The 13,366-nt window shown below is 37.7% G+C and carries 14 protein-coding genes; 5 read left to right on the top strand and 9 right to left on the bottom strand.

Features of this window, described 5'->3' with window-relative positions; translation table 11 throughout:
• Window positions 1-340: 340 nt before the first annotated feature.
• The 4 genes from ABIN91_RS21380 to ABIN91_RS21365 all read right to left on the bottom strand — a co-directional run bounded on the left by ABIN91_RS21380 (window position 341) and on the right by ABIN91_RS21365 (window position 3,034).
• A complete protein-coding gene (locus ABIN91_RS21380; protein WP_348053653.1) occupies window positions 341-652 on the bottom strand; it encodes an HU family DNA-binding protein in 312 nt (103 codons plus the stop codon).
• A gap of 344 nt (window positions 653-996) precedes the next feature.
• Window positions 997-1,119: a hypothetical protein gene (locus ABIN91_RS21375; RefSeq protein ID WP_348053652.1), complete on the bottom strand. Its 123-nt coding sequence runs from the start codon at window positions 1,117-1,119 to the stop codon at window positions 997-999.
• On the bottom strand, window positions 1,103-1,714 hold the full coding sequence (locus ABIN91_RS21370; RefSeq protein ID WP_348053651.1) for a LytTR family transcriptional regulator DNA-binding domain-containing protein: 612 nt from the start codon (window positions 1,712-1,714) through the stop codon (window positions 1,103-1,105). Before ABIN91_RS21370 ends, ABIN91_RS21375 begins: the two co-directional genes overlap by 17 nt.
• Window positions 1,715-2,137: 423 nt before the next feature.
• Window positions 2,138-3,034 carry a flavin reductase family protein gene (locus ABIN91_RS21365; RefSeq protein WP_348053650.1) on the bottom strand — a complete coding sequence of 299 codons (897 nt, stop codon included), beginning with the start codon at window positions 3,032-3,034 and terminating at the stop codon, window positions 2,138-2,140.
• A gap of 614 nt (window positions 3,035-3,648) precedes the next feature.
• Between ABIN91_RS21365 and ABIN91_RS21360 the strand changes: the two genes are divergently transcribed.
• From ABIN91_RS21360 to ABIN91_RS21340, 5 genes are all read left to right on the top strand, one after another.
• Entirely contained in the window at window positions 3,649-4,599 is a 951-nt protein-coding gene (locus tag ABIN91_RS21360; protein WP_348053649.1) for an aminoglycoside 6-adenylyltransferase, read from the top strand.
• Window positions 4,600-4,769: 170 nt separating this feature from the next.
• Window positions 4,770-5,417: a DapH/DapD/GlmU-related protein gene (locus tag ABIN91_RS21355; protein ID WP_348053648.1), complete on the top strand. Its 648-nt coding sequence runs from the start codon at window positions 4,770-4,772 to the stop codon at window positions 5,415-5,417.
• Window positions 5,418-6,246: 829 nt separating this feature from the next.
• Complete coding sequence (locus ABIN91_RS21350) at window positions 6,247-7,341, top strand: cytochrome P450 (RefSeq protein WP_348053647.1); 1,095 nt, start codon at window positions 6,247-6,249, stop codon at window positions 7,339-7,341.
• Entirely contained in the window at window positions 7,307-8,281 is a 975-nt protein-coding gene (locus tag ABIN91_RS21345) for a hypothetical protein (protein WP_348053646.1), read from the top strand. Before ABIN91_RS21350 ends, ABIN91_RS21345 begins: the two co-directional genes overlap by 35 nt.
• Before the next feature lie 63 nt (window positions 8,282-8,344).
• The gene (locus ABIN91_RS21340; RefSeq protein WP_348053645.1) at window positions 8,345-10,099 is read left to right on the top strand and encodes a carbamoyltransferase N-terminal domain-containing protein; all 1,755 of its coding nucleotides are present in this window, start codon (window positions 8,345-8,347) and stop codon (window positions 10,097-10,099) included.
• A gap of 297 nt (window positions 10,100-10,396) precedes the next feature.
• On the opposite strand, the gene ABIN91_RS21335 is transcribed toward ABIN91_RS21340, so the two are convergent.
• The 5 genes from ABIN91_RS21335 to ABIN91_RS21315 form a co-directional block, all read right to left on the bottom strand.
• Window positions 10,397-11,074 (bottom strand): hypothetical protein, encoded by a 678-nt coding sequence (locus ABIN91_RS21335; RefSeq protein WP_348053644.1) that lies wholly within the window; start codon window positions 11,072-11,074, stop codon window positions 10,397-10,399.
• 56 nt (window positions 11,075-11,130) lie between these two features.
• Window positions 11,131-12,027 carry a relaxase/mobilization nuclease domain-containing protein gene (locus tag ABIN91_RS21330; RefSeq protein ID WP_348053643.1) on the bottom strand — a complete coding sequence of 299 codons (897 nt, stop codon included), beginning with the start codon at window positions 12,025-12,027 and terminating at the stop codon, window positions 11,131-11,133.
• Window positions 12,024-12,437, bottom strand: coding sequence for a hypothetical protein (locus ABIN91_RS21325; RefSeq protein WP_348053642.1), 414 nt, complete (start codon window positions 12,435-12,437; stop codon window positions 12,024-12,026). Before ABIN91_RS21325 ends, ABIN91_RS21330 begins: the two co-directional genes overlap by 4 nt.
• 386 nt (window positions 12,438-12,823) lie before the next feature.
• Window positions 12,824-13,060 (bottom strand): hypothetical protein, encoded by a 237-nt coding sequence (locus ABIN91_RS21320; protein ID WP_348053641.1) that lies wholly within the window; start codon window positions 13,058-13,060, stop codon window positions 12,824-12,826.
• 71 nt (window positions 13,061-13,131) lie between these two features.
• On the bottom strand, window positions 13,132-13,366 hold a 235-nt coding region (locus tag ABIN91_RS21315; RefSeq protein ID WP_348053640.1), incomplete at its 5' end, for a helix-turn-helix domain-containing protein.

Here is a 13,366-nt window from a genome sequence, read left to right as displayed (position 1 = left end):
AAAGACGCAATAGAGTTTTGCGATTGTATGCGAGTTTTGATAGTTTGAAGCAAAAAAAAAGCCATCTAATTTTACAATTAAATGGCTTTAAACACTTTTTTAATGAAGTCAGCGGAGAGTTAGGGTTTTGTAACACCTCTAAATGGGGTTGATAACCAATGTCTTATGAGTGGGATAATTGCTTACGCACCGAATTACGCACCACTTTCTTGCTACAGATTAATTGCAAATCTTATGATTTAAAGATACGAAATATCTTAATACCTATCAAATTTAATGCTTATCTATTTAGCATTATCGTATATAGCATAAAAGTCTTATATAACCTTTATAAGTCCTATTATATAGTAGTTTGGCTCAAATTTTTATCAAGCACAGCGGCTTTTACCTTATTCTTAAATTCATCCCCCGGCCGGAATGCCGGAATGTAACTTTCGGGGATATGCACGGCGGTGTTCTTTGTGATGTTCCTGCCTATCTTCGCAGCTCTTTTCTTCACCAGGAAAGTACCAAAACCACGGACAAATACGTCCTCGTGATTTTCCAGGGATGTTTTAATCACTTTAAAAAAGCATTCTACAACCGTTTCCGTTTGTTCTTTGTCTATCCCTGTTTTGGCGGCTATCGCCGCGATCACATCTGCTTTGGTCATACTCTTTTAAATATTGCGTATCGGCTATACATTTAAACGGCCAGAAACTGCAAATATAAATCATAATGGCTTTACCGGCAAACCAAACCCACCGGAATGGTTGTACAAGCGGACATTCCCGCCCTGCAAGTCAATTACGCACACTGTCCCATTTTCACCACTTAAGCAACAAAAGCGCGGAGACGGGTGAGATGTCAAGGGCAGGCGGTCCAATAAAAAATCAAACAACAGCCGCCTGTTTATGTACCCTTTACTTTTCATCCCGGCGTGGGCTATCTTTGCGACCGTGGTGTAATTGGTTTATTTGTTTTTTCTTTTTTACCAGCAATGGAAAAGCAACTCGGTTATGAGCGCAGCGAATTTCCGTGTTGCTGTGCGAGGTGAGGCGGGCGGTGGCAGGTAACCCGCTCTATCGCGGGTGGCGTGCAGCCGCTGGCCGCAGCCGGGGCATTAGCTTTTAGTTTCATTATCCTTTAACGACCGTACCTCGTTTTTGATCCATGCTTCAACCGCTTTCTTTGCGTCCTTGCTGACTTTGGCGATTTCGTCGCAAGGTGGTATTAGTTCTATGGTCATGCCCCGGTCAGGGTGTTTTCTCCTTTTACCGGCTGCATCGCGGCTAATGATAAATGTCCGGCTGACCCTGCAAAAGATATCGGGATCGAGTAGCTTTTGTACTGCGTCGAGTGATTCCCAAAAGATGACCGGACTGGCATCATTCCGCCGGAGCACTAAAGGGCCCGTTTTTGTGCGATAGATATAGGCAATATCACTTACCCGAACCCGTAGTTCTTCTTTTTCATCCGAAATCCGCAGGTTAAGATAGTCAGCATAATTTGGTTGCCGTTGTATTTTAATCGAGGCTGACTCTTTCACAGCCTTTGTTTGATGGTGATAATAGAAATTGCAGAACAGGTATAAGCCGTTAAAGTTAATGGACATATTAATGATCTCTTTAAACATATAGCCAGTATAGGCATAACGTGCGCTATGCTCATCGAAAGGAAAGAACAACTGGCTGATCAACAGGGATGCGATAACAGGAAGCGGTAAGCCAAACAATAGCTGCCAAACGAGCCTTAGCCAAAACTGTGTCTCCCAGTTATACTTTTTATCCAGCCGCTTACAGATCCAGTTAATGATAATGATCTGCCCATTAGCAATAGTAAAAAGCGCGGCAAAAGAATAGAGAAACCACGGATGAGTGACCAGCTCAAAAACCGGCTCATCCGGTAATGGGCATTAGGGATGCCATCTTTTTCATTTCAATGGCAACAGCTACCGCTTTTAGGTGTTCCCCTTTTGCAATACCCTGATGCTCCGCTTTTTGTTTATACAGGGTTTAGTGTCACTGAAATTTTAATCTCTTCCCTCTGCCTCATTCTGGTGTATGTGGAATTATACGATATACATAAAAGAATAGATACCTTTGATTAATAAGTATTCGCAACCTTCAAATCGTGGATAATTAATCTTCCGTACAACCTACATCAACAATACTTTCCAGGCATCAATTACCCGGCCGTTTTCTAATAAATGCTTGGCTTTTAAATGCAGGCGTGAGCTGCGGGTTTGGCTGTCAATACTACCATCAAGCATTTCCTTCATTTCATCGGTTTTGCTAAAGGCTTCTACCTCCTCAACGGAAGGCAGAGTTTTAACAAGAGCTAACAAACCCAAATTATTCCCGGTTAATACGTTAGATTTTTTAACCTCTTCAGGAAAAGCATCTACGCCAATTCCAAGTCCAATATTATCGATTGGTTTGGCAATTTTAAATAAATTGTCGCTGGTTACCCTACAATACCAATCCCCGCCTAAACGAGCCACCAGATTTATCTTGTGTGGATCTATTTTGCCATTAGCATCCAAAATATCCTCACTGATATGAATTCGTTTCACTTCCGCTATAACCAAATTGCCTGCTCCTCCGTTTTTCCCTAACGATATCACATCATTCACTACACACTCGAACTGAACGGTCGATTCCGCTACCCTGGGCGGCCTTACAGTTTCCGAAGCCAGTTCAGTTAAACCAGCTTTCGAAAACTCGTTAACTTCTCTCGGATAATCTTTACTCGTTAAATACGTCTGTTGAATCATATCATAGTTCACAACGTTAATTACACATTCGGGTATTTCCAAGACGTTTTCAAGAGTATGCTTTGTGTTGTTATCCCGCCCCTTATTTGTCGGCGAAAAAACGCATATCGGAGGATCGACACTAAACACATTAAAAAAACTAAAGGGACTTAAATTCACGTCGCCGTTTTTATTAATAGTGGATGCAAAACATATCGGCCGGGGTGCAATTGTATAATGCAAATAACTTTGCATCTCGGTGTGTGTTAAGGAAGCCGCATCCATAGTTTTTACCTTCATACAGAATTTTATTAATGTGAGTTTGGCATAAGAGAAGTATACATAAGGGATGAAGGGGTATGTTTTTATCTAAGATTGATTGACCGCATTTAGTTAAATAATAACAAAATTCTATCCTGTTAAATAAAGTTAGAGAAATTTTCGTAAACCATGTGACTTTTGCCAATTTGAGTATTAAATATTTTTATATTTGACATATCTAAACCAATCCTATTCTATATGAAAAATACTTATAACCCCGGCCCGCCAAAAACAATTAAACAGATCACCACACGAATCAATATAAATAACTAAGGTAGCAGCAATTAAACTAACGGTTTATCGGACGTTAATTCATTGCGGTTAAGATATGTGTATTATTATGTGCTACCAATCATCATGTTTTAAAGTAACATCGTTTATATATTGATGCAACGGCATTATAAAAAAACCAATATCACTACTATTTCAAGATGATAAAACCATCTTAAGTTTTTTATGGTACGTCTGTGCTTTTGAGGGTGCCATAATACTTCTTCAGACAATATTTTTTGAAGATTATAATACTGTGTCAAGGTTATAACCTTGACACAGTTAATGATATATTATAATTATCACAGTAACAATAGTAAAAAATGAAAGAAGATTTAATTGAAAAATTTAAAAGGTGGGCAGAAAATAAAGTAGATATAAAATCTATAATAGTAATAGGTTCTTCAGTTAGAAATCAGCAGAAGGGTGACAAATATTCAGACATCGATTTTATAATATTCACAAAAGATCCCTTTATATATGAAAAGTCGGTTACATGGATCGATGAAATACATAAATCGGTTTCCTTCCATAACGGATTTGAAATATCAAAAGGAACTTTTGTAAAAAGAATTTTCTTTGAAAACGAAGTTGCTGTTGATATAACATTTTTAAGTTCTAAGTTGCTGTCAGCAATACTCATCTTTACGACTTTAAAAGAAAAAGGGAACTATTTTTTATCAGTACTTAGTAAAAAAAAGATCAAAGAAATTGAAAATCAAATACTAAGTTTTACATATTACCTTCATCGGGGATATCACTTTATTGTTGATAAAAACAATACTGAAGAAAAGGTTAAAAAAATTATAAGCCAATTTGGGTATAAAACAGAATATTCGTTTGAATTAAAAGACTTTGAAGTAGTCGTTAATCGCTTTTGGCAAAATGCTTACAGAATGGCCTATAAAATAAAGCGAAATGAATTGTTTACAGCAAAATTGGAGATCGAGCCGGAAATGAAACAAGACTTGCTAAACATTATTTCAATATATACCAAGCACGTTAATGGCAGTGATTTTGAAACTTGGCATAAAGGAAAATTCATTGAGAAATGGGCAGACCCGGTGATTGTTGAAAAGTTAAAATTGATTTACGGTGAATACAATGTTGAAAGTTCCTGGAGATCTTTAAAATCGACTATTGATTTGTTCGTCCATATTTCAGATTTATTATATAAAGTCGATAAATTTCAAACAATAACTAAACCGCAAGAATATTTTTATAATTGGATTGCGGAAATTGAGCAAACTACCACCAATATAACACATACATAAAAATGAACAAATCTTACATTTTCAACTTTATAAACAGCATCTTTTACAAGGTAATTCTTCGTAGCCTAATCTTCTTTATATCTCTTTTGCCATGTAGCTACATCATCTTTTCAAATTCAAGCCACAAAATAATTCTCTTCCCGATATTCATGATAACGGTCCCATTCTCAATGATTGTTCTTACTGGAATTGTATTAAAATTACACCCTAAAATAAATAATGAAAAAATTGAATCTGGTTCAAAGAAATTCTTTTTTTGGCTGAACAAGAATTTTATCCATGAATTTGTTTGTAGTTCATCATTCCTGAATAACTTAACAAATAGAATAGATATTCTTAGATTAATATATTATAAATTATGCGGTGTTAAAAACCCGTTATTTGTGATCATTGCGCCGGACGTAAAATTTTTAGACCCGTATTTATTGGTATTAGGTAAGAAAATTTTTATTGGGTATGGCACCATTATTAGTGGACACATTATTCAAGGAGGAAAACTTATTGTTGATTATGTTAAAATTGGTGACAACGTTAGAATTGGAGCTTCTTGCTTTATCGCTTGCGGAGTAGAGATACAAGAAAGTACAATGATTGGTTTCGGTGTTAAAATAGGTAGCAATTGTAAAATTGGAAAAAATGTTATTATCTCTTCGGAAACTATCATTGATGATAATGTAATAATTGAAGATAATGTCGTTATAGGCAAGTTCTGTATCATTGGAAAAAACTCAATTTTAAAATATAAAAGCGTATTGTCTTTTAATCAAATCATTAAACCAAGATCAATTATCGATTTTGGCAAAAAACAAATGACCTAAACCACTTAAAAGTATACATAAAATTATTGCCCTATTAAGTATAATATTATTTGTCGTCAAGGATATAAATTAATGTAATTACAGACAAACTAAAATTTTATACGCTTTTTTTCAATTCAATTATTACTATTTTAACTACTCAACGACAATTTAATGTAGTGATATAAAGCAAATTGATTTCTAAAATCCTTTTTGCATCAACGAAAAATAGTTTTGAACATTATATACATTTGCATATTTAATAATTATTAGATATGTTTATATCCTAAACTTTCCTTACCCATAATCCTGATTCTTTTCAGTTATAAATTATTGGCAATGATTGGCTAAGCCTCTAATTAATTTAAATTCCAATGATATTAAGTCTGAGGAAAAATACTTATACCTAAATCTTTTATTTCTTAACATATATAGTTAAACCTTGTCACTATGCTTCAACCCAAGATACCGCACTCAACGTCAACATCCCCTCTGTTTACCGAATTCTATTTTCTATTGAACAGTACAAGTGATGCCTAACAACGGTCGCGCTCAGGCGTATTGAAGATTTATCAGGATGACTACCATACGTTTTAATTAACAGCGATTAAGTTCAAACTGCCTCATACTCACATTTCGCTCTGTAAACTGCTCTTTATCAGTAAAGTTAAACTGTACTCCTATCTGAAAAACTAAAAAAAATTAAAATAACAATATGAAGAATTTTGATCTATCATCACCAGATTTTAACGCAATAAGATACGAAGTTTATAAAGAGCTTAGAGAGGAAGAACCGGTGTACTGATACAATAATATGAATTGCTGGTTAATTACGAGGTACGATGATATTATGAGATTATTAAAATCTGACTTGTTGACAACTGGTCACCTCATCAATGACAAATTACTTAATATAAAAGATCCAGATCTCAGTGTAATAGAAATAACTAATGTTTTAAAAAGTTGGATGATATACAACGAAGCCCCGGATCACACTAAGTTCAGAAAGTTCATGAACCATGTTTTTATTTTTGAAAACATTCAAAAAGTTAAACCACTAATTAAAGAGCTTGTCAGGAAAAGAATGGAAGAGTGTGATTTAAAAAATGGATTTGACTTTATTAAGTCTGTTGCCAACCCAATCTCGGCGGAGATTTTAAGAATATTGTTAGGATTAGAAGACATTGAACCTAAAAAGTTTTTAGAATGGTCAGATGCGATTGCCGTTTTTATGCAAGATTTTGTGGTTTCACCAACGCCTAATGTCCAAATTGCACAAAGTACCGCGAAAAGCCTTCTTGAAATGAAAACAGCCTTTCTTGAGGCAATCGAGCGCCGAAAGACATCTCCGAAATTGGATTTATTAAGTGGGTTAGTTGAAGGGCTAAATAATGGATCGAGCGAAATAACACCGGAGGAGGTAGTACATCAATTAATCCATTTAATTTTTGGAGGTCATAAGGTACCGCAGTATCTTTTAGGTAACAGCCTTCATTGTTTATTAACCAATCCGAGTGCTTATAATTTACTTATTGATAACAAAGAAAAATTCATTCCACTTCTAATCGAAGAAGTAATGAGGTTTGAAGCTCCAATTCAATTTATAACGCGGCATGCAAAAGAAGAAATCTCCCTTCATGGAAAAACAATAAAAAAAGGAGATTCCATTTATTTAATGCTGGGTGCAGCCAACAGAGATAAATCGATTTTCGAAAATCCTGAAACATTTAATATTGAAAAAAGAGGTAGAAGACATATTTCTTTTGGTGGAGGAATTCACGCTTGCCTTGCAGCAGCATTGGTTACGGAACAGATAAAAGAGATATTCTTACAATTTTTTAGTGGGCTTAAGGAGATTAAACCTCTTTATGATTTAGGCAATCCTGATTGGAGCAATAATTCGACATTTCATGGAATCGAACAGCAGTACATATCAATCTTATAATATTTCAGCCATCACAAAAATTGTTGAAAAATCAGCAATCTTTGGTGATTTTCCTATTCGTGAAATATATTTAAGTGCGCTTGTTAATCGCCTATCTGGAATCCCACAATTACTACCAATAAATTCTTTCGAAAATACAAGGAATAGGTATGATCATGTGAAAAATATGATAAATATTCTTGATACATTATCGAAGCTGGACTACAATAAGAACGTTTTTGATGAATCATTTTGGAAAGACGTTGCAATGGGAATAATTATGCACGATATCGGCCACACACCATACGGACATGCTGGTGAGAGAGCTATAGAGAAATACCTTGGGAATGAAAGAAAGTTTTCTAATTCTATTCAATCTGAAAGGCTTTTGTTTCATAGATATTCAAGTATTGGACAAATAACAAACAAGGGAAATATATTTGATACGTTGCCAATTAAGCCATTTATTAGGTTTAAGGACCACCGATTAGATTGTAACGTTTCGGTACTTGTAGATTTTATCGACGACTTGGAAAATGCAGTCGGCGACTTACAAGACCTGTGGTTTGCGTTTGGTGATCATCGTGTTAAAAAGTTATTTAAACACCATTTTTATCAAAGTAATATAGAAGATAATGTTAGTAAAATCGGCTTAGAATATCTTTTTTGCAAATGTAATAAACTTAATATGAATTACTTATGTGAAAGAATCTTGTTAGATTTTAATGAAATTCATACAGAGTTAAAATATTTAAAAAAACAAATTCGATTGTTTTCTGAAATGTATGAATGTATCGCACTTTATGATACAGCTGGAGAAAAAATCGTCTCTGAAATTCTATATCATACAGATAATATGTTAAGATCAGAGTATGCATTTTGTGATGAAGATATTAAAGGAGTTACGTCTGATATTGTTGCATCTATGACATTATTGGATATTGACGAAAACATAGCCTAAACTAAAAGTAAGATTATTCAAAAAGATAGTAAACCTTTACACAATCAGACAATATTTAACAATATGATTATTTGCGGAATTAAATTAACACATGATGGAGCGGTAGCTCTTATTGACGATGGCAAATTGATTTTTTCTTACGAAATGGAAAAACTTGATAATATGCCAAGACACTCAGACTTTTCAATCACATGGGAAAAGGTAGAAGATATTTTATTATCACATGGATATAGTTTTAAGGAAGTTGACAGGTTGGTTTTTGATGGTTGGGATTTTTATACAATAAACGCACATTTACCGCTTAATCAGCAAGAACAGCTGTCTTTTAATGTCGCTTCAAAAACAGATAATTCGCTGTTGATTGATAAGCTTGCTGATTATGGACATTTTGTAGAAAAAAATGATAATATTCTTAAGCAGGAAAGTTTTAAAATTCCTGCTCATAGTTTAGTTTATAATAGCTATAAACATGTTTCAAGCCATGTTTTTGCTACTTACTGTACAAGCCCGTTTGCAAAAAAAGGAGAGGATTCTTATATTTTAGTATGGGATGGCGGAATGCCTCCCCAGTTATTTTATTACAGGTATGATGAAAATATTGTGGAGAACCTGGGTTATCTTTTCCCATTTATGGGGTACATGTATATAACTTTTTCTCACGAATTTGAACCTTTTAATTTATTGAATGACCATCTTTCGGTAGCTGGCAAAGTCATGGCGTATGTTGCTTTGGGGAACATTGATGCAATGATCATGGATAAGTTTAGAAAAATTTACAACGAGTTAATTGAGGATGAGGAATCCTTAAATATGAATATTAACCGGGTGATGAAAATCACCACAGAGTTTACCAGGCGGTCTAAAGAATTTTGCGATACTGAGAAAATCTTACATGCAAACATGCTGGCGACGTTCCAGTTCTTTTTGCAAGAACTATTGATTGAAAATCTGGAAATAAAGGTAAAAGAAAGACCTAATCTATTGAAAAATTTATGTTTTGCGGGTGGTAGCTCACTGAATATTAAATGGAACAGCGGAATAAGGAAAAGCAGGATTTTTAACGAGATGTGGGTTCCACCATTTCCAAATGACGCAGGGAGTGCTATTGGAACAGCTTGCTGTGAAATGATTGTTAGTGATAATAAAAGAGCCTTGGAATGGAATGTATATAGCGGCCCTCCTGTAATGGAAAGTGATCATACAGCATCAGAATATTCATCCAACGACTGTACAATTGAAGAATTAGCTAAAATATTATATGAATATAATGAACCAGTAGTATTTATGAATGGATTAGCAGAAATGGGACCGAGATCATTAGGAAATAGGAGTATTCTTTCTGCCGCGGTTAGCCCTGAAATGAAGAAATTATTGAATGAAATGAAAGGACGTGAGGATTATCGCCCAGTAGCTCCAATATGTTTAGAAGAAAATGCTATGGAAGTATTTGATCCTGGTATGCCAGATCCCTACATGTTATATGAGCACATGGTCAGAATGGACTGGAAAGACAAAGTTCCAGCAATTTGTCATTTAGATGGGACAGCCAGGCTTCAAACAGTAAACTACAATCAGAATTCCACAATTCATGAATTGCTCACACATTATAAGAAACTAAGCGGAATTCCATTATTATGTAATACAAGCGCAAATTTTAATGGTAAAGGATTTTTTCCAGATGTAAAAAGTGTAATGGAATGGAACAAGGCCAATTTCATTTGGAATCACGGCCGTATTTACTTTAAAATAAATTCCACGTATTCTAAAAATTTATTAAAAACGAATGGTGATTATGTGAAAAATACTGAGAATGTATGATTTGTAATTAGTCGTTCCCCAAAAAGTGAGTTTAAATTTGGCGCGGACTCTGATGATCCACAATTAGGATTTTTCTATACTCCGCATTCAACAAACAAAGCCCGGTTATGCCGGGCTTTATTTCATAGTCCAGAAAGTCAATACTGCTAATAGATAGCAGTCTAAATTCATGGAATTACATTCAAGAAATAATCATTTAAAAAAAACATTAATTTCCATTAGTCATGTCGCAATAAACTACTTAGTATTATGCTTTTACCTTCTTTTCATTTCCTTTTAGTGTTTCAAGTTATCGTTTTAGGGCTTGCCTTTAATTTTCCTCAAACTGTCCGCCTCTCTTTCTAATTGCCTAATCCGTAATTCCGTGGTCTGAATTTCCACGTAACGTTCTATGCTGTCTGTCCGGTAACTGTTGATCGCAGGTACATTCAGACTGTCCAATTGATTTTGTAATTTCTGCTTTTTAGTGCTATCTGCAATCAGATAATTCCAGTACCAGGCTTTGCGGTACCGGCTGTTCTGGCTGTCCATATACCAGTAATGGAAGCCAAACCAACTGCAAGAGCAGACAATAATCGCAATGGCTGACAGGTACATGACCCGTTTAGCCATGATGCTGATAAAGCCCTTGCCGCCATCGGCTGGTAATACCAATACCCTATTCTTGGCAAATGCATCGGCCAACCCCTGCATGACCGCCGCCTTAATGCCAACTATGCCTTCACTGGCAATTTTGGTAATAGGTAAAGTGCTTGGCGCAGCCACGTTAACTTCCAGCTTTTGGTACTTGTTCTCAAAACTGTTGATCAGTACTGCCGTCTGTTTATCCTTTTCGAGAATGACCTGGTTTTGCTGACCGATCTGTTGCTGCTGTTCTTTGATATAATCCTTGATCTCCTTGATCTCGCTTACGTTCTCATTCAGTACGGATGCAAGGGTTTTTTCATCCATTGGGAATTCTTCATTTGATCTCATTTTATTATCATTAAATTGTTAATCAATAATTCATTTATTACTAATAATTAGCCTGCTCACCTACCGAACCTCGGCGTATACTGCTGCGCTTCCTGCTGTTGCTGCTCTTTTTCCTGCTGTTGCTGTATCTTCAATTCCTCCTGGTGCTGCCTTATTAATTGCGACTGCCTGTTTTGTTCCTGCTGCTGACGTAAAACCTGTTCCTGTTGAAGCTTCTTTTCAATATCCATCAGAGCGTAGCCAACCTGGCTGCCTTTAAAGCGGACGTGCTGCGCATCGGTAAAAGCGATGCCCCGGCCTAACTCCACTTCGTAGCCCCGCTGCTCCATGTACTTCTTGACCTGTTGCACATCCTTGCTTTGTTTGATGGCTGTTTGCAGGTGATTTTTCAAGACTTCCTTGCGGTTATCTACCCGCTGGCTTTGCGATTTTCTTTGTTCTGGCTTTAAGAACTTATTCGGGCTTAATACTTTTTCCAGGTTGTATTCCAGTTCCATCTTCCGCGAAAATTCGGCGACATGCTTATAGCTGTTGCTGTCACTGGCCGTCTTACCGTCAAAGCCGATACGGTTTGCCACGACATGCAAATGCTCATGCTGGGTATCCTGATGCGCTACTACTACATATTGGTGCTCTTTAAAATCAAATTTTTCGGCCAGTTTTTCAACGATGTCGATCTTATCCTGCAAGCCTAACTTCCCGGCATCGCTATGGGCGAGGCTTAAAGAAAAGTGAAACACCGGCTTGGACTGATCGGGGTTTAACTTAGCCACTTCAATAAACTCCCGCACCAGTTCCAAGCGGGTGCCGAAGCATTGGTTATAAGCAATGACCTCTACCTGTTTCTTTTCCAGCTCCTGCATTTGCAGTTCTTTGCTTTCCTGCCGCCTGCCTTCAAAAAGGTAATGCAGCACGCCCCGGAAACTCTTGCCTGTGCCTACTTTCCCGATCATAATACATAGGCGTTAATATTCTTCACTAAGCGCCGCAGGCTTCGCACATCCTGGTCGAGCAAAGCCCTTTCCATCGCATTTAGGTCATCGCCCCGGTTACGCCGCCTCGCGATCTGGTTGAGGTTTGCGGCGATATGATTCAGCGTGCCGCGCATTTCCAGAACCGGCCTCGGCAGGGTCTTGACCCTGACCTCGACCCGCGTATTCAGTCCCAGGTTCCGCAGGAAAACGGATGCGTTTGTACCCGCTCTTTTCGCATTGGCCTCGATGATCTTTTTTTCAACGAGCGTACACATCACGCTCACGGTGGCTCGCCGCCTGTGCGGCACTTTGGGCCTGCCGCCTTTATTGACCCGCCCCATTGGGGCCTGGTCTTTCGTACTTATTGTCTTTTTAACTGCACTTTCCATAAGCTTCAATTCGTTAAAAAATCTTCAAAAAAAATCCCCCCGAATGCGATAGCATGAGCGGGGGCCAGCAAGTTTCGGCATGGCCGGAACATAGCTGGCTCCGCTTACAGGCCAAGGGCCTGTTCCGCTATCTGTATATATGGCTAAAGCCATATATACAGAGGCTGTTAAAGCAGCACCTTTGGTGCTGCCCCGCCAAAAGCGGCCTGCCGCTTTCGCGGTTCTTCGATAATCGCAAGCGATAATCGGGCTGTTTAAACGGTGGCACCAAAGGTGCCGCCTCGTTATCTCTGGCGGGCTTGCCGCCAGTACCGTTTACACTCGCCTGTGGGTGTTAGGGCTTTTAGATGCTGGCACCTTTGTGCTGCATTTGGACTTAGCAAATCTTAGCCTGACCAATCCGGCCAGTAAACTAAACTACCCTCTTTGGGATGGTAGGAGGGTTGGTATCGGATGTAACCAAATTCGTCCAGTTCCCGGATGCACTTGTGATAGGTCGCTACTGATGCGATCCGGCTGTAAGCCATGAGCGTTTTTCGGTTAACGGAAAACGGATTTTCAAATCCGCTCCGCTGCCAGCAAACGAACAGGCCAGCGAACAGGCTCATATGAGTTGCCAGCATTCTGCTGTCGGCGCTCATGCGCCTGACCCACCGGCTATAGTCGGCTGCTTCCCGATGGCTTGCTGCCGGTATCATGATTGGCCTCCCTCTAATAATTTGGTGATGTCCTCTAACTTGTAGTACATCATGCCGCCGATCTTGGAGTACCGGAGTGTCCCATTAATACGCAAATTTTGCAGTGTGCCCGGTGAGATGTTGAGCAGTTTGCGTACTTCTGCGCTTTTGAGCCATTGTTTGCTTTGGCCTTGTTCGGGTTTAATAAGCTGCCTGATCTCGGTTAGCATCTCACTTTTAAATTGTTTTAAA

This window comes from Mucilaginibacter sp., from assembly GCF_039921305.1.
GTDB lineage: Bacteria > Bacteroidota > Bacteroidia > Sphingobacteriales > Sphingobacteriaceae > Mucilaginibacter.
This window is presented reverse-complemented; position numbering and strand designations above follow the sequence as displayed.